The sequence below is a fragment of the Sphingomonas daechungensis genome, from assembly GCF_039543105.1.
Taxonomy (GTDB): domain Bacteria; phylum Pseudomonadota; class Alphaproteobacteria; order Sphingomonadales; family Sphingomonadaceae; genus Sphingomicrobium; species Sphingomicrobium daechungense.
In genome coordinates this window covers 305951-331605 of sequence record NZ_BAABJC010000001.1, presented here as the reverse complement: position 1 = coordinate 331605, position 25655 = coordinate 305951, and the positions used below count along the sequence as shown (strand labels likewise).

Here is a 25655-nt window from a genome sequence, read left to right as displayed (position 1 = left end):
ATTATGGCAAAGCGGGGCATTCTTTACATCGCAGCCGAGTATCGCGCGGCTGAGGTGCGCGAGAAGAAGCACGAGCATAACTTCGAGGCTCGTCATGCCTCGGGCTATTTCGACCGGGTGATCTCGGTTCACCCCGTCGCCGACCTGGTGGGAGCCGAGAAAGGGCGGATTCACTTGATCCGCTTCACAAAGCGCCAGCTGGTCGTCGAAGGTATGAGCGAGCTTTACCGCCTTCCGCGTTCGCTGCTGCCGTTGAACTTCTTGCTGTCCCAGGCGGCCCTGTTGCGCGTGCTTAAGAGGCTGGTTCACAAGCAGGACGTCGGGGTCGTTGCTGCGACCGATCCATTTCTTTCGGGGCTGCTGGCCTGGGCGCTCAGTCGCATGACGGGTAAGCCGCTGATGATACGCATCGGCGGCAATTATGAAGAGCTTCACCGTGAAGCCGGCGCGCTCGCCATGCCGCGGCTGATCCCGTCTTACCGCTTGCAGCAGGCCATCGGCCGCTTCGTTTTGAAGCGCGCGGACCTAGTTGCGGGCAACAACCGCAATAACCTCGGGTGGGCCATTGCGAACGGAGCGCGACGGCACACCGCCATCATCCCGATTTCCGGGAACATCCAGCGTGTGCACATGATTCCGCCTGAAGACCGGACGCGCGGTGAGGAGACGTTCGCCAGGCTCGGCATTCCGTTCGGCCATCCAACCCTGCTCTATGTCGGCCGGCTGCTGAAGCTGAAGCAGCCGGACGAAGCGCTTAAGGCCATGGCTTTGGTGGTCGAGCAAGAGCCGACGGCCATCGGCGTCCTCGCGGGCGCAGGGCCAATGCAGGCGGAGCTGGAAGAGCTTGCCGATCGGCTCGGCATTCGCTCACGAATTTACTTCATCGGTCAGACCACCCAAGAGGACCTGTCCGAGATCATCCCCCATTGCGTGACGGTCTCGCCGTTGACCGGGCTGTCGCTGATCGAATGCGGGCTCGGCGGGTCACCGCCCGTGGGCTACGACCGTGATTGGCAGGGCGTCCTCGTACAGCTGTCGCGGGCCTGTGAAGGACTCCTCGAAGCCGCCGATTGCCTCCACGATTGTGCGCCGCATCAGCAAATCCGAAGGGCAGGGGGGATCGGCCTTTCCCAGCGGATAGATATTAAGGAGCCCTTCCGGCGCGGCGATAGCGCGATTGAAAACGTGTCCCGTCGCGATCGTTTCGTCGTTTCCGCCTGCATGGCTGGCCCAGAAGTTCACCGCGCCGCAGACCGCGTCGACGTCCGGCATTTGGTCCATGATTTCCAGCTGCTGGCGGAGCTTCAATGGCCTCCACCGATCGTCGGCATCGATGAACGCGACCAGCTCGCTGCTCTACTCTCGAAGCCCCAGGTTCCGGGAGGCGCAGGTGCCGCGGTTCTGATGTCCCGGATGCTCGAGATAGCGGACCCGTTCGTCGCTTGCGGCGAAACTCAATGCAATCTGCGAGCTGCGATCTTCGGAGCCATCGTCAACGAGGATCAACTCCAAATCGGCGAAGTCCTGTTCGAGCACGCTCTGCACGCATTCCGCGAGGAAATCCTCCGCATTGAAGAAGCTCGAGATCACCGAAACTCTGGACGCGGCCGCCATGACTCTCGCTTCTTACAGCAACTGCTGACGGGGAGTAGCCTTCCGTCATTGCTGCTGTCACACGTGGCGAATGCAGGGCGGCGTCATCTACGATTTCGGCATGAATAATGGCGACGACGTAGAGTATTACCTGCTGAAGGCCGACAAGGTTGTCGGGGTCGAGGCCAATCCGGCGCTCTGCAAGGCTGTTGAGGAGAGGTTCGCACAAGAGATCGCCGCGGGCCGGCTCGTGGTCTTGAACGTTGCCCTATCGACTGAGGATAGTGGGAGGTCGCTCGACTTCTACACTCACAAAACCAACCACGTTCTCAGTCAGTTGGCTGCGCCCGATCTTGAGAATGCGGAAGAGTTCGAGCGTGTCGAAGTGTTGTGCAGACGGCCGTCCGAAGTGATCCGCGATCATGGCGCGCCCCGCTACGTCAAGGTCGATCTCGAAGGGATGGACGGCGCCGTACTTCGCGAAATCTTCAGGGCCGGAATCCATCCCCCCGAAATCTCGGCGGAATCCCATTCCATCGATGTGTACGCCGCCTTGGTCGATGCCGGGTACAAAGCCTTCAGCCTTGTCGATGGATGGTCGGTCGCCGAGAAATATCGTGACGCCTTTATCGAGACGTCGAATGGCAGGCAGGCGTTCCACTTCAAGGCGCATTCGGCGGGTCCGTTCGGAGCAGACGTCCGCTCCGAATGGCAGGATCCCGAGACCTTTTTCTACACGCTCGCATCCGCCGGCCTTGGCTGGAAGGATATCCACGCGTCCTACTTCATCGAGCCTGCTCCCGCTCCCTCGTTCGGAAAGCGCCTCGGCCGTCAGACGCTCGCTTTGGCACGGCAGTTCCTGCGGGGTGCAAGGGCTTACGTCTCAAGCAAGGACCGATGATCGAGGCGGGATGTACGGCCGAGCGGAAGGCTGTCGGCATCGACACGGCCTGCATCCTATTGCTCGTGCTCATTTCCGCCGCTCCCTATGTCGCGAGCGTCGGCTTCTACAGTGACGACTGGGGCCTCGTTGGCGAGTTCCTGAAGGGCCGCACCAGCTTTGCAGATCTCCTCGGGGATTATCCTGGCCGGCCTGTCCAGGGCGCCTACATCCTGCTTCTTTTCAAAGTCTTCGGGCTCAATCCACTCGGCTATCACCTGATCAATACCGCTGTGATCGCGCTCTGCGCGCTTGCGCTTTACCTGCTCCTCCTCCGCCTCGACTTCAGGCGTCCGGAAGCATTCGCTACCGTGGCGGTCTTTACCGTTCTTCCGCAACTTTCCACCATTCGCGTCTGGGTCGCGACGGTGCAGGTGCCCTTGTCGATGCTTGCGGCTCTTGCGTCGATGCATGCCCAGACGTCATTCCTGAGGACAGGACGCTGGCCGTGGATCGCCCTAGCGGTCGCCTGCGCCGCCATCAGCGCGCTTTCCTACGAGATCTTCGCTCCATTGATAGTCGCCTTTCCGGTGGGGCTCGTCGTGGCCGACCGGCAACGCAAAGGTCAGGTGCTGCTCACTCGCGAGAAGGTGTTCCTGATCGCAATCACGGTGTTGACGATCATGATTTCGGTCTTGGTGAAGATGGCAATCAGCGACCGGATGCAGCCGCTTTCCAAGCTCTATCCGTTTCTTGCCATTCCGTTGCAGGCCTTCGACCCGGGGTTCGACTGGCGTACCCAGTCCGGTCCCAACCTGTTTGCCGGAATAGACGTCTACGGTTTCCAGACGCTGCGGGGGTGGGGGAACGCAATCAGCTCCCTCTTGACGGGGCAAATCGGCCTCGGTGCCATAGGTGCCGGGATCGCCATCGGCGGGTTGACGACTTGGCGAATGTGGAACGCGGGCCCTATGCGCCCAGCGATAATGGCCGTCGTCGGCCTCGCAACCTTCTTGCTCGGCCATGCCGTTTTCCTCGTCCTGGGCGGTCTTCTCCTATCTCCGACCGGGCTTTCCAACCGGGTCACAATGGCTGCGGCGCCGGGACTGGCAATGATCTTTGTCGCCGCCATGTGTTGGGTTACGCAATTGTCGAGCGAAAGGATCCGCGGACCGGTCATGGCTACTACCATCGGGCTGGTAGTTGCGGTCGCGATGCTTCGGATCTCGATCATCGAAAGCTATTGGGTCGACGCCTCGCGTCGTCAGCAGCAGATCCTGACCGCAGCAAAGCGAGACCTCGCCGGGCTGCCACAGGGATCGACGATCATCCTCGGGGGTGTTTGCCCATATGCCGGGCCGGGAGTGGTGTTCGAAACCTATTGGGATGTAGGACCCGCTCTTAGCATTATACTCGACCGACAAATTTCGGGAGACATCGCGACTGACAGGACGAGGAGCGGCCCGATCGGATTGGAGACATCACTTTACGGCGAGCTTACCGGCTACCCTTATGGTCTGGGTCTCTTTGGTTACCAGCCGGATCGCCGGCGGGTGGTCCGCCTTACGAACCCCAAGGTCGCTCGGGCGTTTCTGAGCGAGAGTCATGGAGCATCATGCCCCCGCAGCTATCCTGGCCAAGGTGAGCTGATCTAACCGCATTATCGATGAAATGAGTCCGATCGGCGGCAAAATGAATCGCCGGCATCTCTTCGTTGGCGACAAAGCTGAATAGCATCTTCCAACGGGTTGGGAATCGGACGATGTTCAAGGGACTCATTTGGCTGGCGCTGATCGCCGCATCGACGCCAGCGGCATCCGCAAGCCACCCTTATGCATCCAGTCTGACCGCCTATCGACTGTTGGCTGCTCACAATCAGGAACGAGCGCGCCTCGGAGTTGCTCCGTTGCAATGGGATCCTGTGCTGGCCGCTTCAGCAGCATCCTACGGACCAGTTCTGGCGAGAATTGGAAGGCTCAAGCATTCCCGGAGGTCTGGCCGGGCGGGTCAGCATGAGAATCTGTGGATGGGGACTCGCGGCGCCTATTCGCCGGAACAGATGGTTGGAAATTGGATAGCCGAGCGCGCGAACTACCGGCCCGGAATGCCATTTCCTTATGTGAGCCGGACTGGGAACTGGGCGGACGTTGGCCATTACACCCAGATGGTGTGGCGAAGCACGACGCGCGTCGGGTGCGCCATCTACCCGAGCCATCAATGGGACTATCTTATCTGCCGCTACTCGCCCCCCGGCAACATCGACGGCCGCACGGCAATCTGACGTGTCCGGAGGGCCAACGATTTAACAGTGGCGCTTCGGCATAACGTCCGGCTAATCGACATGCATGACGGTTCTCGTCACGGGGGTGGCTGGTTTTATCGGGGCGGCGACGGCCCGGCGCCTACTCGCGCGCGGCGACCGCGTGGTCGGCATCGACAATCTCAATGCCTATTACGATCCGAAGCTGAAACAGGCGCGGCTTGACGGTCTCGCGCGAGACTTCGGCGACCGCTTTCGCTTCGACCATCTCGATTTCTCGAACGCGGGAGCCCTGGAAGAGCTTAGCCGAACGGCGGATTTTGACCGGATCGTCCATCTAGGGGCCCAAGCGGGCGTGCGCTACAGCCTTGAGAACCCGCAGGTTTACTTCAACTCGAACCTTGTCGGGCATGGCAATATGCTCGAGCTTGCTCGTGCGCGCGGTTCAAGCCACTTCGTCTATGCATCTTCATCTTCCGTCTACGGAGGCAACAAGTCGCTGCCGTTCCGGGTTGAGGACCGCGTCGACCATCCGCTCTCGCTCTACGCCGCCAGCAAGAAGGCGAATGAGCTGATGAGCGAATCCTACGCCAACATCTTCAGGCTGCCTTCGACCGGTTTGCGCTTCTTCACCGTCTACGGGCCCTGGGGTCGCCCAGACATGGCGATGTGGATTTTCACCAAGGCGCTTTATGCCGGTGAGCCGCTTCCACTGTTCAACGGCGGCGAGATGCGCCGGGATTTCACCTACATCGATGATATCGTCACGGGCGTGGTTTCCTGCCTCGACGGCCCACCCGCGGATGACGGGTCGACGAAGGCCGGCGGCGGGATCGCGCCGCATGCGCTTTACAACATCGGTAACAACCGTAGCGAAGACCTGATGCGCGTCGTCGAACTCCTGGAGCAAGCGACCGGGCGGAAGGCGCTGATCTCACCGCAGCCGATGCAGGCCGGCGATGTAAAGAACACATTCGCCGATATCAGCGCTATCGAGGCTGATCACGGCTTCCAGCCAACCACCACCATCGACGACGGCGTGCCGCGTTTTGTCGACTGGTATCGCGAGTATCACGGGGTCTGATGCTTCCTCCCATCCTTTCAAACCTGCGGCTGCCCGTTATCGGAGCACCGCTCTTCATTGTTTCGAATCCAAAGCTGGTCATTGCCCAGTGCAAGGCGGGCGTCGTTGGCAGCTTCCCGGCGCTGAACGCGCGTCCGGCCGAGCAGCTCGATGAGTGGCTCCATGAAATCACGGAGGCGTTGGCCGAACATGATCGGGACCATCCCGAGGCCCCGTCAGCGCCTTACGCCGTCAATCAAATCGTCCACCGATCCAACGACCGCTTCGAGCATGACGTCCAAGTGTGCGCGAAGTGGAAGGTGCCGATCGTCATTACGTCGCTCGGCGCCCGGGAAGAGCTCAATCACGCAGTCCATGCCTGGGGCGGGATCACGCTGCACGACATCATCGACGACCGCTTTGCGCGGAAGGCGATCGAGAAGGGCGCTGACGGACTGATCGCGGTCGCGGCGGGTGCCGGCGGGCATGCCGGCCGCTGGTCACCGTTCGCCTTGATCCATGAAATCCGCCGTTGGTTCGACGGTCCGCTGGCTCTTTCGGGGGCGATTGCGACGGGTGAGGCTGTCCTCGCCGCTCAGGCTGCGGGTGCGGACCTCGCCTACATCGGTTCGGCCTTCATCGCGACGCAAGAGGCTCGGGCCAGCGATGACTACAAGCAGGCAATCGTCGACAGCAGTGCCGCCGATATCGTCTATTCCAACCTGTTCACTGGCATTCACGGTAATTATCTTCGAGCATCGATCGTCGCGGCAGGTCTCGACCCGGAGAATCTTCCGCAGCCCGGCGCGGATGCGATGAACTTCCAGTCGGCAACGGGTGCGAAGGCCTGGCGCGACATCTGGGGGTCGGGGCAGGGGGTCGGCGCGGTCGAGAGCGTGCTGCCTGCCGGCGAGCTCGTCGCCAAGCTGTCGTCGGAGTATCGCTCGGCGAAGTCGAGGCTTTGCGCTAGCTAAGCGTTTCCAGACGTTCCCGCCAATTGGCGGGGATAGCAACAGGCCGGCGGCTCGCCCGATCGACGACAACGTGGACGAATTCTCCCTCCGCCGCAGCGCTAACGGCGCCCTCGGCAAAGATCCCGATGCGATAGCGGATGCTTGACCGGCCAATCGCGGAAACGGCGAGACCCACCTCGATCGCTTGCGGGAAGGCGAGGGGCGCAGCATAAGTGCAGCGCGTTTCGACGACCAGGGCAATGGGATCGCCATGGGCGATGTCGAGCATCCCGTTCTCGACCATCCAGGCGTTCACCGCGCTATCGAACCACTCATAGTAGACCGTGTTGTTGACGTGGCCGTAGGCGTCGTTGTCGGCCCAGCGCGTAGACATCGTGCGCCATGTCTTGAAGTCCGACCGGGTGGCCGCCGGCGTGCGGCTCACCAGGCAGCCTCGTAAAGCCGCTGGGCATCGTATTCGGTAATTTCGCAGGGATTGTTCACGAGCAGCCGCTTCTGCTTCATCGCTTCCCGCGCGAGCAAAGGAGCCTCGGCAATATCGATCCCATAGTCGCGGAGGCGTGTTGCTATTCCGCTTTCGGCGACCAACTGGTCGAGACGGTTAATGAGCAGCGCTGCACGAGCCTGACTGCCTCCCGATTCGCACTGAGGTACGACGATCGGCGCCAGCTCCGCGTAATGGTCGCGCGCCGCTTCGGCGTTGTGCTGGAGCACATGCCTCAGCATCAGGGCGTTGCTCACGCCGTGCGGGAGATGATGGAGCCCGCCGAGGGGGTAGGCGAGGGCGTGAACCCCAGCGACGGGGGCGTTCGAAAAGGCCGCACCGGCGAGGTGGGCACCAAGCAGCATCGCTTCGCGCGCGGCGATATTCGCCGGTTCCGTGCAGGCCGTGAGCAGATTCTCTGAAAGCAACCGAAGCGCTTCGCGGGCGAGAGCGTCCGAGATCGGGTTCTTGAGCCGCGCCGAGGTGTAGGCTTCCACTGCGTGGACGATTGCGTCGATTCCCGTTGCCGCGGTTACGCTGCGGGGAAGCCCTACGGTCAATTGCGCATCGAGCACCGCCCAATCTGCCGTCAGCGGGCGGGCGTTGACCGCAAGCTTCACGCCGCCCTCGCAAGTGATGACGGAGATTGGGGTCGCTTCGGACCCCGTGCCTGCCGTTGTCGGGACGAGGACCAGCGGGAGGCGTTGCCCCTTGGCGACGTCGACACCCCAGACCTCATCCAGATTGTCGCCGGAGCCAAGCAAGTAGGCGGCGAGCTTTGCCACATCCATCGGACTTCCGCCACCGAACCCAACGACGGAAGCCACCTGCGCGGATCGTCCAGTGTCCACCGCCGTCTCGACAGTCTGACGCGACGGATCAGCCTCGACCTCGTCGAACAGGACGACCTCGCGACCGCTTTCGATCAGTGCCTCGCGCGCCTTGTCGATCAGTCCAAGCCCGACGAGCTGTTCATCGGTGACGAACAAGACCGGACCTGGAGGCAGCAGATCGGCCAGGGTCTCAGACTGGCCGTCACCGGCGAGGAGCCTTGGCCCTGGGTGAAAGGAAAAACTGCGCATGGCGCGCAGCCTATCAACGCTTAGCCGAAATTCCCACCAAGGCCGCGTTCCAGGCGACCCATCAGCGCCCGGGCCGGGCTTGCGATCGGCTCCTCGGTGACGACGCCCTCGTCGATCCGTTTGATTCGCGCGTAAAGTTCGCTGCTGGCCTCGATCAGGTGCTGCGCCGAGGGCGGGAGCTTGGAGACAAGATCGGGCTCGCTCTCGGCGGCGTGGCCGAGCCGGCGCTCCGGCCGGCGTCCTTCGCGGCCGGACAGCTCTCCGCTCTCGACTGCCCGCTGCGTGAGCAGCCAGGCGACAATGTGCATGATCCGAGTCGTCACCTTCAGCGACTCACAGGCGAATCCGACCCGTACGAACGGCTCGAGCGTGCTGCGATCGTCGCGCCCGGCGTCGTCGAAATAGGACCGTGCCTCGTCGGCGAGCAGCATTGCCTCGGTGTAGAGGCTGTCGATCAGCCGCGACGTTATACGTGCTTCAGCCGGCGGATTGCTCGAATCGTCCATCCCGCAATGACTGCCATTGTTCTTCTGGCCTGAAAACGCATGAAACGCCGCTGAGAGGCGCGCGGCGGCGGAATTATCCCGTTACGGGACAGTAATCATGCGATGATGTCGGGCGTGCTACGGTCAACCAGAAGCTGGATCTGGTCCTTGAGCTGGAGCTTCCGGCGCTTGAGTCGGGCGATCTCCAGCTGATCGTACAAAGGCTCCGAAGAAAGGGAGACAATCTCCTCGTCGAGGCGCCGATGCTCGGCCTTCAATGCATCGATCTCTTCTCGGAGAGTGTCGTTCATTTGCTTCAAATCTTCCCTTCAACGGCAATAGCATTGTTGCCATCCGGGCGCGATGAGCCGCGACCCCAGTCGGCTGAGCAGACATCAACGATACGAGACAAACCGCCAGAAAAGTGTTTTACTACTGACGCTATCCAGTCGCATTCAAGGAAAGGAATGGCACCGATGGACAAGGCACATGCCGAGGAGCTCACATCTCAGCACGCTCACCTCGCCGCACAAATTGACGAGGAAGAGCACCGTCCGCTCCCCGACATGATCAAGCTCCATGAGCTCAAGAAAGAGAAGCTGAGACTCAAAGACGAACTAGCCGGCCACTTCCACTAGGAAGCGCCCGTTCGCGGGACGGCAATCAGTCGTCCCGCGACACTTTCTCGATCCGCTCGTGGCGCTCTTGCGCCTCCAGGGTCATCGTCGCAATCGGACGAGCCTCAAGGCGAGCAAGCGAAATCGGATCGCCAGTTACTTCGCAATAGCCATATTCGCCCTCGTAAAGGCGACGGATGGCACTATCGATCTTGGCGATCAGCTTGCGCTGGCGGTCACGAGTGCGGAGCTCGATGCCCCAGTCCGTTTCGCTTGATGCGCGATCGGCAATGTCGGGTTCGCGGAGCGAGTCGACCTGAAGCTGGGCCATCGTCTGGCGCGACTCTTCGACGATGTCTTCCTTCCAGTCTTTCAGCTTGTGAAGGAAGTATGCGCGGTGAAGATCGCACATGAACTCTTCGTCATCGCTCGGCCGGTAACCTTCGGCGAGGATGATACGGTCGAACGGTATCGGTTGACCGCCGTAAAGATCGACGAGTGCAGTAGCCATTTGGAACCCCTCCCAGCTCGGACCGAACGTGCTCCCCCGAGCGCGCCGGACACCCCCGTATGCGCCGCCGCTGGCTGCGGCCGTGCCAACGGTGCAGCCGTGGCGGATTAGGTCGACTTTACCGGTACTTAGGAACCGGACTCAGTCGGTTTACCCCCACTCGCGCCTATAGATAAGCCGTTGGCGCTTAACAAGAACTGTCAAACGGGCAGTGAATAAATGACGATTCTGTTGCCGATTTAGCGCATGAGGCGCCATTGCCGGGTGTGCATCTGTCCCGCATAGGCACGGGCCATGCGAATTCTCCTGACGAACGACGACGGCATCAATGCGCGCGGGCTCGACCTGCTCGAGACGGTCGCTAGGCGATTCTCGGACGACATCTGGGTCGTTGCACCGACGGAGGAGCAGTCAGGTGCAGGACATTCGCTGACATTGACCCAGCCGGTCCGCGTTCGCCGTCACGACAATCGTCGTTTTTCCGTGACCGGCACACCGACCGACGCGGTCATGATGGCGCTGGCTCACATCATGAAGGAGTCGCCACCGGACCTGATCCTCTCGGGCATTAATCGGGGTGCCAATCTTGCCGAGGACGTCACCTATTCCGGCACGGTCTCCGCAGCGATGGAGGGCGCTCTCGCCGGCGTTCGTTCGATCGCGCTCAGCCAGGCCTATTCGCGTGAGGGGATGGGGGACACGGTTCCGTTCGCGGCAGCCGAGGCCTGGGCAGAGAAGGCGCTCGCGCCGATCATCGACATGGACATGGCGGCGGGTTCCCTCGTCAACGTCAACTTCCCGGCGCTTCCGCCCGAGCAAGTGAAGGGGGTTCGCGTCTGCCGTCAGGGAATTCGCGACTATGGCCGCCTTCGCCTGGTCGAGCGTCAGGACCCCCGGGGCTACACTTACTTCTGGTTCGGGCTCGCCCCGGTTGTCGAGACGCCCGGGCACTCCACGGATCTGGAGGTGATCGCCGATGGCTACGTGTCGGTGACACCGCTGCACCTCGACCTGACGCACGATGCGTCGCTGGAGCATTTGCGGCAGCGCTTCGCCTGAACTCAGGCCTCGGGGTAGTGGATGGCCATTACTTCGTAGCTCTTCTCTCCCGCCGGCAACCGAACCGTCCGTTCATCGCCGACGCGCGCGCCGACCAACGCTCTCGCCAGGGGCGCGCTCCATCCGATCCTGCCGGCCGATGCATCCGCCTCGTCGTCGCCGACAATCGTCAACGTCCGGCGCAAATCCTCTTCGTCGGCGAGTTCGATCGTCGCTCCGAACCGGATCTGGTCGCGTGAGCCTTGCGCCGCCGGGTCGACGATCTTTGCGGCCTTCATCACCTTTGCGAGGAAGCCCAGCCTCCGATCGATCTCGCGAAGCTTCTTTCGCCCATAGATGTAGTCGCCGTTCTCGGAACGATCGCCGTTCGCCGCGGCCCAGGAGATCGTTTCGACTAGCTTCGGGCGCTCGTTTGAGAACAGCTCTTCATATTCGGCTCGCAACTTGGCGAAGCCGTCAGCGGTGATGAACCGCGGTTGCCCCTGACTCATGATCGGTTCTTAGCCTGGAGCGCTCTTGCCGAGGAAGCGGGAGACGTGAACGGCCTGCGTCGGATTGCTCGGGTTCATGCGGTCGTAAACGACGCTGTTCTCGATCACGCGCTGAACATAGGCCTTGGTCTCGCTGTAGGGGATCTGCTCGATCCATTGGAGCACGTCCTTGCGGCCGCGCGGATCGCCATATTGCCGTACCCATCGGCCCACCGCGCCGGAGCCAGCGTTATAGCTTGCGACCGCCAGCGGCGCATTCCCGTCCCAGATGTTGAGCATGCGCTGGAAATAGGCGGTACCGAGCGTGACGTTGTACGAAGGATCGGACGTCAGACGGTAACCGTCGTAGCCAAGGCCCATCTTCCCGGCCTGCTCGCGCGCAGTCCCGGGCATCAGCTGCATCATTCCGCGCGCGCCGGCGTGGCTGACCGCCGCACGGTCGAATGAGCTTTCCTGGCGCGTGATGCCGTGAGCGAGCGACCACATCCGCCCGCCCTGCACCGCTACCGGCAGGCGAGGGTAGGCCGTCTCGACGTAGAAGGCATTGCCCTTCACGCGCGCCATGCGGGCCACCCACACGCCGATATCCTGACGATCGACCCGCTGCCCGAATTGGGTCGCGAGAACGCGCTCTGCGTCGTTGTTCAGCGACTCTGCTAGCGCGCGAACGAACAAGGTCTGTTCGTCGCGTCGGCCTTGCGACCCAGTGATCTGGACGGCCTGGACCAGCCTGCGGTTTCCGAATTCGGCGCGTTGCGCGGGACTGACGGCGAACGTCGGCAGCGGCCCCGGGGCGGGAATCGCACGCCCGAGCTGTTCCAGGGCGAGCTGTCCGTAGAAGAGTTCGGGGTAAACGGCCGCACGCTGGAAATAGGCGGTCGCGTCATTCCCTCGACGCGCCGAGAGGGAGGCCTTTCCGGCCCAGTAAAGACCCTTCGACAGGACCTGCAGCGACTTGCCGCCCCGCGAATAGCGGTCGAACATCACGACAGCGTCATTCGGGCGGTTGAGCCCGCTCCAGGCGGCGGTCCCGCCGAGCCACATCAATGACGTGTATTTGTCTCGTATTCCAAGCGGCTGATCGCTGACGTTCACGCCTGGCGGCAAGACATCGTCGGTCTGCCGCGTGATATTGTAGGCCAGCGTCCATGACCCGTCCTGCGCCGCGCCGTTGGCGAGCAGCAGCTGCATGTCCATGAAGCGCTCAGGGTCGACAGGGCGGTATCGAAAGTTGTGATCGCGAGCGAACAACTGGCGTGCAGACGATTCCCAATTCGCGTCGCGAAGGTACCGCGCGCGGTCCATCATCAGGCCGGCGTCTACGGTGACCTGGCCGATCACCGCCTGGTAGCGGGCTTCGGCGTCCGGCCAGCGGCTTTGCATCGCGACGCGCGCCGTGAAAGCGGCCTGCCTTGCCGGCGACGTCATCGCCAGGAAGCGCTGCGCGTCCGTCGGATCCTTGGCGAACAGAAGCGCGTCCGTCCGTTGGTCATGGTCCTGCACTGTGAAGTACCGCCCGTAGCGAGAGAGAATGCTCTGCTCGTCGTAGGCGCTGAGATCGGGAGAGGCCCATGCTGCCCGAGCGGCTGCCAGGGCCTCCGCGGTCCTGCCCGTAGCGCTAAGCGCATCGGTCAGACGGGCATAGCCGTTGCCGGTCTGCGGCTGCTGGTTCGAGAAGAATGCCAGAACCACGCCGGCATTCTCACCGGGGCGCATCGCCTTTTCCGCCCAGCCGCGAAGCTTGGACTCTTCCGGCCAGCCGGGATTGGCATTCAGGAAGCGGGCATAGTCGGCAAATGTGTAACCGCTGTTCTGCCTCAGCCTGCGCCAGTCATTCAGCGAATAGCCGACGCTGGAGCCATAGGCGGGGGCCGCCATCGCCGTGCTCTGTGCGGGCACGGAATAGGGCGACTGCGTGGACCCTGCCGTCGATGTGACAAGCAGGACGGTGAGCGCGACACCTCTCATGCTGGACATTATCCGACCGCCCTCCTTATCAGTCCCTGAACACCCGCCGTGATTATCCACGTCGCGGAGTCCCTCGTGAAGGCGAAAAGTTGATGTTTTACGGGTCGATACCGGCACTGGTGACACCTTTTTCCGGCAACTGTGTCGATGAAGACTCACTTCTGGCATTCGTCGACTGGCAGATTGAGGAGGGAAGCAGCGCTCTCGTCCCTTGCGGCACCACGGGTGAGGTCGCGACGCTGACCAGCGAGGAGCAGCACGCGATCTTTCGGCTCGTCGTCGATCATGCGAGGGGCAGGGTGCCCGTCATCGCGGGTTGTGGAAGCAATTCGACGGCCACCTGTCTCGACCATGTGAAGGCCGCGAAGGATGCTGGCGCGGATGGCGCATTGGTAGTCGTCCCGTACTACAATCGACCCAGCCAGGCGGGTCTCGTCGCGCATTTCCTTGCGGTTGCGGACGCTTCGGAGCTTCCGATCATCGTCTACAATGTGCCGGGGCGAACCGTGGCCGACATTTCGGTAGAATCGCTAGCAGAGATAGCCAGGCACCCGCGGATCGTGGGCGTGAAAGACGCAACGGGCAATTTGGCGCGGGTGACGGCGCAGCGGCTGACCTGCGGCGAGGACTTCTGCCAGTTGTCGGGCAATGACGACATGGCGCTCGGCTTCAACGCCATGGGCGGCGTCGGCTGCATTTCCGTGAGCGCAAACGTCGCGCCAAAGCTGTGTGCCGACTTCCAGTCCGCGACCCGCGAGGGGCGGTGGGACGACGCGCTGAAGCTGCAGGATCGCCTCTATCCGCTTCACGCGGCATTGTTTTCGGATGCATCGCCGGGACCGACCAAATATGCGTTGACCCGCGTGCGGCCGGGCTATCCTGAGGAGATGCGCTTGCCCTTGACCCCAGCCTCGGATGGGTCGAAGCGCGCGGTCGACAAAGCTCTGGAGCATGCAGGGCTGATCTGATCCCTATATAGTCTGACGTGTCCAAGCCCCTTCCAGCACCCTTCGACAAGAAAAAGGTCGTCGCCGAGAACCGGCGCGCGCGGTTCGACTATTTCGTCGACGACCGCGTCGAAGCGGGTATTGCTCTTGTCGGAACCGAGGTGAAGGCGCTCCGTCAGGGCGAAGGTTCGATTGCCGAGAGCTACGCCACCGTCGAGGGTGAGGAGGTCTGGCTGATCAACAGCCACATCCCGGAATACAGCCACGGCAATCGCCTGAATCATGAGCCGAGGCGGCAACGCAAGCTGTTGCTCAAAGGCCGCGAAATCTCGAAATTGCAGGGTGCGGTGCAGCGTCAGGGGCTGACGCTGGTGCCATTATCCATATATTTCAATTCTCGGGGAAGGGCGAAGGTCGAACTTGCACTCGCCCGAGGCAAGAAAGTGCATGACAAGCGCGACACGGTGAAGGAACGCGACTGGAAACGGGAGCAGCAGCGCCTGCTGAGAAACCGTGGCTAGGATCGCGGGCGCCATTCGCGGCTTCATGGCGAAGCACGCGCCGTCCCCCGAAGACGTCCAGAATAGCCGCTGGCTGAAACCATTCGGACACCGGATCCGCAGATCCGATCTCTGGCGATTCACCCGACGTTCGGTTCCGCGCGGTGTTGCAGTCGGGCTGTTCGTAGGAATCTTCCTGATGGTGCCGGGGCTCCAAATTGTCGGCGCGGCTCTGTTCTGCATGCCGTTCAGGGCCAATGTCGCGATTGCCGCCGCGATGACGTTCCTATCCAATCCCGCGACGACGCCGTTCTTCTTGGTTGCAGCGGTCAACGTCGGCAGTCGAATGGGCTTCAAGGCCGATCTCACCACGCTCCAGGCGCTCGCCTCCACTCATGCCAGCGTCTGGCGCTGGATGGCATGGCTCGTTTCCGACGCTGCTCCTGCAATGGTCGCGGGCCTGGCCGTCATCGGCGGAGTCTTTGCGTTCGCAGGATATTGGGTGTCGCTCGTCGGATGGCGCTGGTGGGTCGCTCACAAATGGGGACAACGCCGGGCGATCGCGCGCGAGGGCGCACAGGTTCAAGAAATCTCCTGAGGGAAAACATCATATGAAGCATTGGATTGTCGCTCTTGCGGCGAGCACCGCGCTCGCCGGATGTGCCACCGCTCCGGCCGATATGCCGCCGCCGCCCGCGGAAACGACGCCACCGGCCGCCGAAGCGCCGCCCGCACCGAAGCCCACCTATGGCTCGTTCGGCATCGATACGGCGGGGATGGACACTGCGATCCGGCCCGGCGACGACTTCTACGGTTTTGCCAACGGCACCTGGGCCAAGAGTACTCCGATCCCGGCGGACAAGTCGAACTACGGCATGTTCACCGTTCTCGACGATCTGTCGCGGCAGCGCACCCGCGAGCTGATCGAGAATGCCGCGAAGGATCCGAACAGCAAGATCGGCAATGCCTACGCAAGCTTCCTCGATACGGCCGCGATCGAATCCAAGGGCCTAGCCCCCTTTGAGCCGTGGCTTGGGAAAATCCGCTCCGTGAAGTCGAAGGCTGAGTTGGATGCGCTCTACGCGCAGGCCAACCGCCTCGGCATTGGCGGTCCGTTCGGCATGTATATCGGCCAGGACGACAAGGCGCCCGAGAATTATGCGCTGACCCTGTTTCAGTCCGGGCTCGGCATGCCCGACCGCGACTATTATCTCTCCAACGATGCAAAGCTGGTCGAGACCCGCGCAAAGTATCTCCAGCACCTGACCAACGTTCTTACTCTCGCCGGCGAAGCCAATGCCGCCGCGCGCGCCAAGGCGGTTCTGGATCTAGAGACGAAGATCGCTCGCGTTCACTGGACCAAGACCGACAGCCGCGACGCCAACAAGACCTACAACAAGATGACTGTCGCCGAGCTTTCGAAGAAGGCTCCCGGCTTCAACTTCAAGGGCCTGCTCAGCGGCATCGGTGCGAACGTGGATAGCCTGATCGTCGCCCAGCCAAGCGCGGTCGCCGGCGAAGCCGCGATCGTGGCGAAGGCACCGATCGGCGTTCTCAAGGACCAATTGCTAGTCCAGTCGCTCGACGGATATTCCGCGTACCTGCCGTCCGCGTTCGACAAGGAATCCTTCGCTTTCTACGGCAACACTCTCAATGGCACGCCGGAGCAGGAGGCCCGCTGGAAGCGCGGCGTCGACTTCACGACCGCAGCGCTTGGTGACGATGTCAGCCAGCTCTACGTCGCGAAGTACTTTCCGCCGGAAACAAAGGCCGCCGCCGACCAGCTGGTGAAGAATGTCATCGCCGCGATGGACCGCCGCATCGATACGCTGGAATGGATGGCGCCGGAGACCAAGGTGAAGGCGCACGCCAAGCTCGCCGCCTTTACGCCGAAGATCGGCTACCCGAGCCAGTGGCGCGACATGAACGGGCTTCAGATCGACCGGAACGACGTGCTCGGCAATGCCATGCGCTCTGCCGAATTCGAGCATGCCTATGAGCTCGGCAAGCTCGGTGGACCGATCCGCCGCTGGGAATGGGGCATGACCCCGATGACGATCAACGCCTATGCCAATTTCGGCATGATCGAGATCGTCTTCCCGGCCGCGATCCTGCAGCCGCCCTTTTTCGATCCGAACGCGGACCCGGCCGTCAACTATGGCGGAATCGGCGCCGTCATCGGGCATGAGCTCAGCCACCATTTCGACGATCAGGGCGCGAAGTACGACAGCACCGGCAAGTTGATCGACTGGTGGACTCCAGGCGACACCAAGGCGTTTACCTCGCGCCTCGACAAGCTCGAGCAGCAGTACAATGCCTACGAGCCGCTGCCCGGCAAGCACGTCAACGGTAAGCTGACGATGGGTGAGAACGTCGCTGACCTCGCCGGCCTCACCGTCGCTCACGACGCCTACATCGCGTCGCTCGGAGGCAAGGAGCCGCCGGTCATCGACGGGATGTCCGCAGACCAGCGCTTCTATCTCGGCTGGGCACAGGTGTGGCGGCGTAACTATCGCGAGGCCAATCTGCTGAATCGCCTGCTGACCGATCCGCACTCGCCGTCGCCGCAGCGGACCGATATCGTCCGCAACATGGACCCTTGGTACCCGGCGTATAACGTCCAGCAGGGCCAGAAGCTTTACCTCGCACCGGCTGACCGCGTACGTATCTGGTAATGCTGCATCAGGAACTGCCACCGATCGCCGACCGTCCACTGGACGGCGGCGGTCGCTGGCTGCTTCCGGGTCTCGGCGCGGCGGCAGTCCTGAGCGTCGCCGCAATCTATTTTAGTGTTGGACCTATCCCCGCCCTTGTGCTGGCGCTCCTCGCGTTGGCGGGCGCTGTGGGAGGCCTAATCGCTTTTCGTGCTCCGCCAGAGAAAGCGCCCGTCGAGAGCATTGTTCAGGGGCCGGATTACGGCTTGGTGGGAGCGGCTCTCGCACTTTGCGATGAGCCTGCCGCGATCACATCGCCGGACGGTGCACTTCTCGCCGCCAATGAAGCTTATCGGACGCGGTTTGACGCTGTACCACCCCTGAAACTCCCCGCTGACGAGGAATCCACGCAGTCGATCCTGACTGCGGTATCCATGGCTTGGCGTGACGGCGCGGGCTGTGTTGCGGGCGTTGCGACACTTGCCGGTACAACTGCAGTCGAAGTCCAACGCGCCGGTCTTCGCAACGACATGCTTCTCTGGCGGTATCCGACGCCTCCGACCGCGGACCCAGTGTCGCTCGCGATCCAGGGTATTTCCGGAGTGGCCGGCGAACGCCTGTCGAAGGCCGGTGTATTGGCCGCCTTGGTCGACGCAGATGGTAAGCTCCTGGCTGCAAACAAGCTCTTCAGCGACCGCGCCATTCCGCCGGGTCAAATGGATGGTCCGCGCTTCGCGGAACTCGTTCACGTGTCGGACGACGGCCTCTTCCACCTGCCGGTCGAGGGCGAGACGGGAAGCGCGATGCGAGCGGTTCACGTGCCGGTAAACCCAGTTCAGCCCAACGGAATTGGCACGTTCCTCCTGTTCGACGATTCCGGTTCCTCATCGAGTTCTTCGAACCTGCAAGCCTTGTTGGACATGATGCCGATCGGCTTGGCGCTGGTTGACCGTGACGGTCGGTTCCTGACCATGAACCAGGCGTTCCGGACTGCGTCCGGGATGAAGGGGAAAGCGGTCTATCCTGGTGACCTGGTCGTCAAGGAAGACAAGGCCGCCGTTGCCGATGCGGTCCGACGCAATGCGCGCGGTCCGGCCATGTCGGGCGACATTGCGGTCCGACTGACCCGCGACCCGAAGGAGCCAGTTGCGCTCACGATCGCCGGTCTTCGCGGCCTCGGCGATGCGGCTGTCCTGCTGCTGCTCAAGGACAACAGCGAGGAAGCCAAGCTCAAGCGCCAGATCGCACAGGCGACCAAGATGCAGGCGGTCGGTCAGCTCGCCGGCGGCGTTGCGCACGACTTTAACAACATCCTGACCGCAATCATCGGCCACTGCGACCTGATGCTGATGCGGCACACGCCGGGCGACAGCGATTACGACGACATCCAGCAGATCAAGTCGAACTCGAACCGCGCCGCCGGTTTGACCCGCCAGCTGCTCGCCTTCTCGCGTCAGCAGACCCTGCGCCCGCAGGTGCTCCAGCTTCCCGACGTCGTCTCCGAAGTTTCGCATCTGCTGAAGCGGCTGCTCGGTGAGACGGTAGTTCTCGTCGTCAAGCACGGCCGTAGCCTTGGTGCAGTGCGCGCGGATCCGGGCCAGCTTGAGCAGGTGATCATCAACCTCGCGGTCAATGCCCGTGATGCGATGGCAGCCAAAAGCGGCGGCACGCTCACGATCCAGACCTACGCTGTCCGCGCCGACCAGGTGGCGGAACTGGGCTCCGAAATCCTGCCGATCGCCGACTATACGGCGCTATCGGTCAGCGACACGGGTTGCGGCATTCCACCTAGCGTGCTCGGCAAGGTGTTCGAGCCGTTCTTCACCACCAAGGAAGTGGGGAAGGGGACCGGTCTCGGACTCTCCACCGTCTACGGCATCGTGAAGCAGTCGGGCGGTTTCATCTTCGCGGATTCGAAGGTGGATGAGGGCACGAGGTTCATCATCTATTTGCCCGTCCACCACGCCGGGGATGCACCGCAGGCGGCCAAGCCAACGAAGGCAACTGACAACGAGCTGTGGGGAAGCGGCACCGTTCTGCTTGTCGAGGACGAGCCCATGGTTCGCACCGTCGCCGAGAGGGCGCTCATCCGTCATGGCTACTCTGTGGTGACTGCGAACAATGGCTTCGAGGCGCTCGAAATCCTTGATCGCGGGGATGAGTTCGTTTTGCTGATCAGCGACGTGGTCATGCCCGAAATGGACGGACCGACAATGGTTCGCGAGGCTCGCCAATCCCGGCCCGAGCTCCCGGTGCTCTTCATGTCCGGTTATGCCGAGGAGCAGCTGCGCAAGTCGATCGACATTGACAAGGTTGCTTTCCTGCCGAAGCCATTCTCCGTCCAGGAGCTGGCCGAAGCGGCGCGCAAAGCCCTTACGCCCGCGTAGCAAATAGGGCTTGCGGTCGCGCGGCGGCGGCTTATGCCTCACGCTTATGGGGCAGCGTAGCATCCTGGTTGTTGAGGACGAGCCACTGATCGCGATGATGCTCGAGGACTTCCTCGAGTCTCTCGGCCATTCAGTCACCGCAACTTGTGAATCCGTCGAGGACGCGATGGCGGTTGCCGATCAGGGCGGCTTCGACTGCGCGATCCTCGACGTGAACTTGAAGGGCGAAAGCGTCTGGCCGGTGGCCGAGCGCCTGCGTGAACAGCAGATTCCCTTCGTCCTTGCGACGGGTGGCCATGTCGATCCGCCTCCTGCCCAGTTCGCCAACGTGCCGGTGATCGAGAAGCCGTACACCGTGGACCGCGTAACGCCGGCGCTTGAGGCAGCGTTCGCCGTCTGAGCTTCTCGGCAGCAGCGAAGCATTCCATTGTAGGAATTGAAGGCGTAGTCCAACGCTGCGTACCCGTTCTCCCTAAGGCCACGCGAAAGGCGCTGCTCTCCGTGGCGTTAGTGACTTTACCGCCACATGTTCTCCTCTTGTTCTCTAAGAACAAAGCATGTACGAAAAGAATATGGGGGCGGGGCTCGGCCGCCCGTTGACGAGAGGATGAGTAGCATGGCAGCGCAGCTCAAGGTCATCGGTAGCGGATTGGAAGTACCCGGAATGGATAGACAAAAGGCCCTCGAAGCAGCGCTCGCGCAAATCGATCGCGCGTTCGGCAAGGGCTCGGCAATGAAGCTCGGCAGCCGCGAGAAGATCGAGATCGAGACGATCTCGACCGGCAGCCTTGGGCTGGACATTGCGCTTGGCGTCGGCGGGCTTCCGCGCGGGCGCATCGTTGAGATTTACGGACCGGAAAGCTCGGGCAAGACGACCCTTGCGCTTCATGCGATTGCGGAAGCTCAGAAGAGCGGCGGAACGGCAGCATTCGTGGATGCCGAGCACGCGCTGGACCCCGTCTACGCCAGAAAGCTCGGCGTCGACATCGACGAGTTGATTGTCTCGCAGCCGGACACCGGCGAACAGGCGCTGGAGATTGTCGACACTCTGGTCCGCTCGAACGCGATCGACGTTCTGGTGATCGACTCCGTTGCGGCGCTGGTTCCAAGGGCGGAGATCGAAGGCGAGATGGGCGACAGCCACGTCGGCCTTCAGGCTCGCCTGATGAGCCAGGCGCTGCGCAAGCTGACCGGCTCGATCAGCCGCTCGCGCTGCCTGGTCATCTTCATCAACCAGGTCCGCATGAAGATCGGCGTCATGTACGGCAACCCGGAAACAACGACGGGCGGCAACGCGCTGAAGTTTTACGCGTCGGTGCGTCTCGACATCCGCCGCACGGGCCAGATCAAGGATCGCGACGATATCGTCGGCAACACGACCCGCGTGAAGGTCGTGAAGAACAAGGTCGCGCCGCCGTTCAAGCAGGTCGAATTCGACATCATGTACGGCGAGGGCGTGTCCAAGGTCGGTGAGATCCTCGACCTCGGCGTGAAGGCCGGCCTGGTCGAAAAGTCGGGCGCCTGGTTCAGCTATAACTCGATCCGGATCGGTCAGGGCCGTGAGAACGCCAAGGTCTATCTCAAGGAAAATCCCGACGTTGCCGAGCGCCTCGACCGGGCGATCCGCGGCAAGACCGAGGAAGTCGGCGAAGCGTTGATGGTCGGACCTTCACCCGAAGACGACATCGCCGCAGAATAATCCCTAGGCCTCCGCGGCGGCGGGCGGCTCCGGCTGCTCGCTCGCCGCGGTCGGTCCGGCAAAGAGGCGCCCGGGTTCCGTCAGGACGACGAAGGCCGATCCGGCCAAGGCGCAGCCTGCCATTCCCCAAAGGAACGGCAGCACCGTCCCGTTGAAGGCTTGCCCAATAGCGTAGCCGATGATTGCTGCGCCGATCGTGCCGACCACGCCCTGAACGGACGAGGCAGTGCCGGCGATGGCTGCCATCCGATCCATCGCCAGCGTGCTGAGGTTGGACGAGGCGAAGGCAAAGCAGACCATCGTCAGCGCCTGGAGGATTATGAAAGTCACCAGGCTTTCATGTCCGCTCACCCCTACGGCGAGATGGACCAAAGCGACCGCGAGAAAAGCTGCGGAAGCTCCGTGGCCAACGCGCCTCAGTCCGAAGCGGCCAACCACCCGCGCGTTGGTCCATGAAGCCAGCGCCATCGGCGCCGCGATCGCTCCAAAAACGAGGCCCAGCAGATGCGGCTGGTGAAACGCCTCCGCGACAATCTGCTGGATCGAGCTGATGTATGCGACGAGCGCTCCGAACGTGGCCGTCAGGGCAAGGGTATAGCCACGCGAGAGCGGCTCCTTGACCGCCTCGACGGCTGCGCTGATGATTTCGTCGGGCGCCAGACTTCGGCGATACTCGGGGTGCAGGGTCTCAGGCAGGCGGACCCACGACCAGGTAAGCATCAGCAGGCCGTAACCCGCGAAGACAAGAAAGATTGCGCGCCAGCTTCCGAAGAGCAGGATGACCTGCCCGATGCTCGGAGCAAGGACGGGCACGACCATGAACACCATGAAGACCAGGCTCATGACCCGCGCCATGGCTTCGCCCTCGAACAGGTCGCGCACCATCGCCACGACCAGCACCCGTGTCACCGCCGCGGATGCGCCCATCGCGACGCGTCCGGCGATCAGCAGCGGAAAGCTGCCTGCGAGACCGCATAGCAAGGCGAACAGCATGTAGAGCGCGACGCCCGCGGCGAGGATGGGCTTGCGCCCGAAACGGTCGGCCAGCGGGCCCCAAATCAGCTGGGTCGAGGCAAACCCGACGAAATAGGCGACGATGACCAGCTGCTGGTCATTCTCATGCACGACGTGAAGCGACCACCCGATGTCGGGCAGGGCCGGCACCATTGCGTCGATGGCAAAGGCGTTCAGGGCCATCAGTCCCGCGAGAAGTGCGATCGTCTCGCGCGGACCGGGCCGTGGCCCGGAACCCGGCAGCTGATGCAGATTGAACGGCATAGTGCCTGCTGGCCGAACTGATCGCGGCATGCAACAGTCAGTCCTTCGAAGGGGGTCGAACATGACAGCACTGAAGCTTTCTCGCCGTGCGCTGATGCAAAGCGGAGGTGCGCTCGCGCTGACGTCGTTCATCCCTGATCGCATCGCTGCGGCGGCAAGCGCCGACATCGCGCCGGTCAAGTTGCCTCCACCAATCTCAGCCGAAGAGCGACTCTCGCGCCTCGCGAGAGCCCGTGAATTGATGCAGAAGAACGGGATCGGCTCCGTGCTCGTCGAAGCCGGTCCAAGCCTCGACTACTTCACCGGCATCCAGTGGTGGCGGAGTGAGCGGCTAACGGCTGTCGTCATTCCCGCGCAGGGCGAGCCAATTGTCGTCACTCCGTTCTTCGAGGGTCCTTCGATCCGGGAGATGCTGGTCGTTCCGGCCGAGGTTCGAGCATGGCAGGAAGACGAGGAGCCGCTGAAGCTGGTGGCCGATTTCCTCAAGGAACGTGGCGTCGCAAACGCTCCGATCGGCTTCGAAGAGACCAACCGCTATTTCATCATGAACCGGCTGCAAAGGCAGCTTCCCGATGCCAAGATCGTCAGTGCAAACCCGGTCGTCCGGCAGGTGCGGATGATCAAGACTCCGGCGGAACTGGCGCTGATGCAGGCGGCGGCCGACATCACCGTCAATGCTTTCAGGAGCATTCACCCGAATATCCGCGAAGGCATGACGCCCGCTGACATCGACATGCTCTACGTGGCTGCCGTCGAAGCGCAGGGCGGAAAGACGGACGGCGGCCTGATCCTGCTCGGGGAGGCGGCGGCCTATCCGCACGGTTCAGGGAAGCCGCAGCATGTGCGCAAGGGTGAAGTCGTCCTGCTCGATTGCGGCTGCGATGTTCATGGTTATCAGTCGGACATCTCCCGCACGTTCGTTTATGGCGGCGCCCCGTCGGCCGATCAGCGCAAGGTGTGGGAGCAGATGCGCCGAGGCCAGGACATCGCGATGGCCGCAGCCAAGGTGGGTGCTCCCGCTGGCAGTGTCGATGACGCCGTTCGCAGCGCTTACGAAAGCTGGGGCTATGGTCCCGGCTACAAGCTACCGGGAACGTCGCACCGGACTGGCCACGGGATCGGCATGGAGGGTCACGAGCCCGTCAATCTCGTTCATGGCGAGATGACCCCGCTGGCACCTGGCATGTGCTTTTCGAACGAACCCGGAATCTATCTTCCCGGCAAGTTTGGCATTCGTCTCGAGGACTGCTTCCACATGACCGAGGCGGGCCCCAAGTGGTTCACCGTCCCACCGCCGAGCATCGATCGCCCGTTCGATTAAAAGTGATCGTCGATCGGCTTGGTCCGGGCAACATGTGACGGAGCATGCGGCGGCTCGATGTCGGCGGGCTCCTCGGGGTCGAGATCGCCCTCCCATTTTGCAACCACCGTGGCGGCCACCGCATTGCCGACGACGTTGGTTGCCGACCGGCCCATGTCGAGGAAGTGATCGACCGCAAGGATCAAAAGCAGGCCGGCTTCCGGAATGCTGAACATCGACATGGTCGCTGCGATCACCACCAGGCTGGCGCGCGGGACCCCAGCCATGCCCTTCGACGTGATCATCAAGACCAGGAGCATGGTGATCTCCTGGCCGAGGGTCAGGTCGATGCCATAGGCCTGCGCGATGAAGATCGTCGCAAAGGTCATGTACATCATCGACCCGTCGAGATTGAACGAATAGCCGAGCGGCAGGACGAAGCTCGCAATGCGCGGGGGCACGCCGAAGCGATCGAGTGCCTCCAGAGTTCGGGGATAGGCTGCTTCGCTGGAGGCGGTGGAAAAAGCGAGGACGACGGGGTCTCGAATGTAGCGGACGAGATGTCTTGTCCGGGGACCGACGATCACGAAGGCCGCTGCAATGAGCAACGTCCACAGGATCGCGAGGCCTAGGTAGAAGCTGCCAACGAATTTGCCGAAAGTGAGCAGGATCTCCGGCCCCTTTTCGGCGATCGAGCTGGTGACGGCAGTAAACACCGCCAGCGGGGCGAAGCGCATCACGTAATCGGTGACCTGCAGCATCACCTTCACCAACGACTCCACGCCCTTGACGATTGGCTTGCCGGCATCACCGATCGCCGTCAGCGCCACGCCGAAGAAGATCGAGAAGATCACGATCGGCAGGATTTCATTCGAGCTCATTGCCTCGAAGATCGACGCGGGCACGAGGTGCGTCACAAAATCCTTGAGATTGAAAGCTGCCGTCTCCACGCCACTCGCCGCCGTCGTCGGAGGTAACGGCAGGTTCAGCCCGACACCCGGTTGCAGCAGGTTGACGAGGATCAGGCCAAGGGTCAGCGAAACGAGGCTGGCAAGGATGAACCAGATCAGCGAGCGCAGACCGACACGACCAAGCGCCGCAATGTCTCCCATGTGGGCAATACCCGCGACCAAAGTCGAGAAGACCAGCGGGGCAATGATCATCTTGATCAGGCGCAGGAAAAGCGCCGTCACGATACTGAGATAATCGGCAATCTGCTTGAGCGTTTCGGCGCTTTCGGGCGAACCGTCGTCGATCGCGGAATTGATCGCCCAGCCGGCGATGACGCCGAGCAGCAAGGCCAGCAAGATGAACCGCGTCAGTCGCTTCGCCACACCATCACCTTCAAAGCCGAAACAGTTTGAGACCCAAGCGGTTGAGCCTCTCCGCGTCAAGCCGCGCTGCTTCACAGCCCGCGCTGCTC

At 62.4% G+C, this 25655-nt stretch carries 25 protein-coding genes; 16 read left to right on the top strand and 9 right to left on the bottom strand.

Annotation, left to right across the window (positions count from 1 at the left end; genetic code table 11):
• The first annotated feature begins 3 nt into the window (after positions 1 to 3).
• The 6 genes from ABD928_RS01650 (at position 4) to ABD928_RS01625 (ending at position 6770) form a co-directional block, all read left to right on the top strand.
• Entirely contained in the window at positions 4 to 1722 is a 1719-nt protein-coding gene (locus tag ABD928_RS01650) for a glycosyltransferase (protein ID WP_345165443.1), read from the top strand.
• Complete coding sequence (locus ABD928_RS01645; protein ID WP_345165441.1) at positions 1685 to 2494, top strand: FkbM family methyltransferase; 810 nt, start codon at positions 1685 to 1687, stop codon at positions 2492 to 2494. Before ABD928_RS01650 ends, ABD928_RS01645 begins: the two co-directional genes overlap by 38 nt.
• Entirely contained in the window at positions 2491 to 4128 is a 1638-nt protein-coding gene (locus ABD928_RS01640) for a hypothetical protein (RefSeq protein WP_345165438.1), read from the top strand. The genes ABD928_RS01645 and ABD928_RS01640 overlap by 4 nt, the downstream gene beginning before the upstream one ends.
• A 107-nt stretch (positions 4129 to 4235) precedes the next feature.
• Positions 4236 to 4754 (top strand): CAP domain-containing protein, encoded by a 519-nt coding sequence (locus ABD928_RS01635; RefSeq protein WP_345165435.1) that lies wholly within the window; start codon positions 4236 to 4238, stop codon positions 4752 to 4754.
• A 64-nt stretch (positions 4755 to 4818) separates the two neighbouring features.
• Positions 4819 to 5817, top strand: a complete 999-nt coding sequence (locus tag ABD928_RS01630) for an NAD-dependent epimerase/dehydratase family protein (RefSeq protein WP_345165432.1) — start codon at positions 4819 to 4821, stop codon at positions 5815 to 5817.
• Complete coding sequence (locus ABD928_RS01625) at positions 5817 to 6770, top strand: NAD(P)H-dependent flavin oxidoreductase (RefSeq protein ID WP_345165430.1); 954 nt, start codon at positions 5817 to 5819, stop codon at positions 6768 to 6770. The genes ABD928_RS01630 and ABD928_RS01625 overlap by 1 nt, the downstream gene beginning before the upstream one ends.
• Here the strand turns inward: ABD928_RS01625 and ABD928_RS01620 are convergent.
• The 4 genes from ABD928_RS01620 to ABD928_RS01605 all read right to left on the bottom strand — a co-directional run bounded on the left by ABD928_RS01620 (position 6763) and on the right by ABD928_RS01605 (position 9132).
• A complete protein-coding gene (locus ABD928_RS01620) occupies positions 6763 to 7194 on the bottom strand; it encodes an acyl-CoA thioesterase (RefSeq protein ID WP_345165428.1) in 432 nt (143 codons plus the stop codon). The genes ABD928_RS01625 and ABD928_RS01620 overlap by 8 nt on opposite strands.
• Entirely contained in the window at positions 7191 to 8336 is a 1146-nt protein-coding gene (locus ABD928_RS01615) for an iron-containing alcohol dehydrogenase (RefSeq protein ID WP_187714178.1), read from the bottom strand. Before ABD928_RS01615 ends, ABD928_RS01620 begins: the two co-directional genes overlap by 4 nt.
• A 20-nt stretch (positions 8337 to 8356) precedes the next feature.
• The gene (locus ABD928_RS01610) at positions 8357 to 8842 is read right to left on the bottom strand and encodes a DUF1465 family protein (protein WP_187714177.1); all 486 of its coding nucleotides are present in this window, start codon (positions 8840 to 8842) and stop codon (positions 8357 to 8359) included.
• 95 nt (positions 8843 to 8937) lie between these two features.
• Entirely contained in the window at positions 8938 to 9132 is a 195-nt protein-coding gene (locus ABD928_RS01605; protein WP_187714176.1) for a YdcH family protein, read from the bottom strand.
• 165 nt (positions 9133 to 9297) lie between these two features.
• Here ABD928_RS01605 and ABD928_RS01600 point away from each other — a divergent pair, with 165 nt between their 5' ends.
• Positions 9298 to 9459 carry a YdcH family protein gene (locus ABD928_RS01600; protein ID WP_187714175.1) on the top strand — a complete coding sequence of 54 codons (162 nt, stop codon included), beginning with the start codon at positions 9298 to 9300 and terminating at the stop codon, positions 9457 to 9459.
• Positions 9460 to 9484: 25 nt separating this feature from the next.
• Here the strand turns inward: ABD928_RS01600 and dksA are convergent, their stop codons facing one another.
• Positions 9485 to 9949 (bottom strand): RNA polymerase-binding protein DksA, encoded by a 465-nt coding sequence (dksA, locus tag ABD928_RS01595; protein WP_187714174.1) that lies wholly within the window; start codon positions 9947 to 9949, stop codon positions 9485 to 9487.
• 294 nt (positions 9950 to 10243) lie between these two features.
• On the opposite strand from dksA, the gene surE reads away from it, so the two are divergent.
• A complete protein-coding gene (surE, locus tag ABD928_RS01590) occupies positions 10244 to 11008 on the top strand; it encodes a 5'/3'-nucleotidase SurE (protein WP_345165424.1) in 765 nt (254 codons plus the stop codon).
• 2 nt (positions 11009 to 11010) lie between these two features.
• On the opposite strand, the gene greB is transcribed toward surE, so the two are convergent.
• Both greB and ABD928_RS01580 read right to left on the bottom strand, forming a co-directional pair.
• Positions 11011 to 11499: a transcription elongation factor GreB gene (gene greB / locus ABD928_RS01585; RefSeq protein ID WP_187714173.1), complete on the bottom strand. Its 489-nt coding sequence runs from the start codon at positions 11497 to 11499 to the stop codon at positions 11011 to 11013.
• A 9-nt stretch (positions 11500 to 11508) separates the two neighbouring features.
• Positions 11509 to 13476, bottom strand: a complete 1968-nt coding sequence (locus tag ABD928_RS01580) for a lytic transglycosylase domain-containing protein (RefSeq protein ID WP_345165420.1) — start codon at positions 13474 to 13476, stop codon at positions 11509 to 11511.
• An 83-nt stretch (positions 13477 to 13559) separates the two neighbouring features.
• Between ABD928_RS01580 and dapA the strand changes: the two genes are divergently transcribed.
• The 7 genes from dapA (at position 13560) to recA (ending at position 21654) form a co-directional block, all read left to right on the top strand.
• Positions 13560 to 14435 carry a 4-hydroxy-tetrahydrodipicolinate synthase gene (dapA, locus tag ABD928_RS01575; protein WP_345170122.1) on the top strand — a complete coding sequence of 292 codons (876 nt, stop codon included), beginning with the start codon at positions 13560 to 13562 and terminating at the stop codon, positions 14433 to 14435.
• Between the two features lie 17 nt (positions 14436 to 14452).
• Positions 14453 to 14935 (top strand): SsrA-binding protein SmpB, encoded by a 483-nt coding sequence (gene smpB, locus ABD928_RS01570; protein WP_187714169.1) that lies wholly within the window; start codon positions 14453 to 14455, stop codon positions 14933 to 14935.
• Positions 14928 to 15512, top strand: coding sequence for a DUF2062 domain-containing protein (locus ABD928_RS01565; protein ID WP_345165416.1), 585 nt, complete (start codon positions 14928 to 14930; stop codon positions 15510 to 15512). The genes smpB and ABD928_RS01565 overlap by 8 nt, the downstream gene beginning before the upstream one ends.
• A 13-nt stretch (positions 15513 to 15525) precedes the next feature.
• Positions 15526 to 17589 (top strand): M13 family metallopeptidase, encoded by a 2064-nt coding sequence (locus ABD928_RS01560; protein ID WP_345165412.1) that lies wholly within the window; start codon positions 15526 to 15528, stop codon positions 17587 to 17589.
• Positions 17589 to 19955 (top strand): response regulator, encoded by a 2367-nt coding sequence (locus tag ABD928_RS01555; RefSeq protein WP_345165409.1) that lies wholly within the window; start codon positions 17589 to 17591, stop codon positions 19953 to 19955. Before ABD928_RS01560 ends, ABD928_RS01555 begins: the two co-directional genes overlap by 1 nt.
• A gap of 46 nt (positions 19956 to 20001) precedes the next feature.
• Positions 20002 to 20355, top strand: a complete 354-nt coding sequence (locus ABD928_RS01550) for a response regulator (protein ID WP_187714168.1) — start codon at positions 20002 to 20004, stop codon at positions 20353 to 20355.
• A gap of 216 nt (positions 20356 to 20571) precedes the next feature.
• Entirely contained in the window at positions 20572 to 21654 is a 1083-nt protein-coding gene (gene recA, locus ABD928_RS01545; RefSeq protein ID WP_187714167.1) for a recombinase RecA, read from the top strand.
• A 3-nt stretch (positions 21655 to 21657) separates the two neighbouring features.
• Here the strand turns inward: recA and ABD928_RS01540 are convergent, their stop codons facing one another.
• Complete coding sequence (locus ABD928_RS01540; protein ID WP_187714166.1) at positions 21658 to 22932, bottom strand: multidrug effflux MFS transporter; 1275 nt, start codon at positions 22930 to 22932, stop codon at positions 21658 to 21660.
• 61 nt (positions 22933 to 22993) lie between these two features.
• On the opposite strand from ABD928_RS01540, the gene ABD928_RS01535 reads away from it, so the two are divergent.
• Positions 22994 to 24253 carry a M24 family metallopeptidase gene (locus ABD928_RS01535; RefSeq protein ID WP_187714165.1) on the top strand — a complete coding sequence of 420 codons (1260 nt, stop codon included), beginning with the start codon at positions 22994 to 22996 and terminating at the stop codon, positions 24251 to 24253.
• Here the strand turns inward: ABD928_RS01535 and ABD928_RS01530 are convergent.
• On the bottom strand, positions 24250 to 25566 hold the full coding sequence (locus ABD928_RS01530) for a dicarboxylate/amino acid:cation symporter (protein WP_345165404.1): 1317 nt from the start codon (positions 25564 to 25566) through the stop codon (positions 24250 to 24252). The genes ABD928_RS01535 and ABD928_RS01530 overlap by 4 nt on opposite strands.
• Positions 25567 to 25655 lie beyond the last annotated feature (89 nt).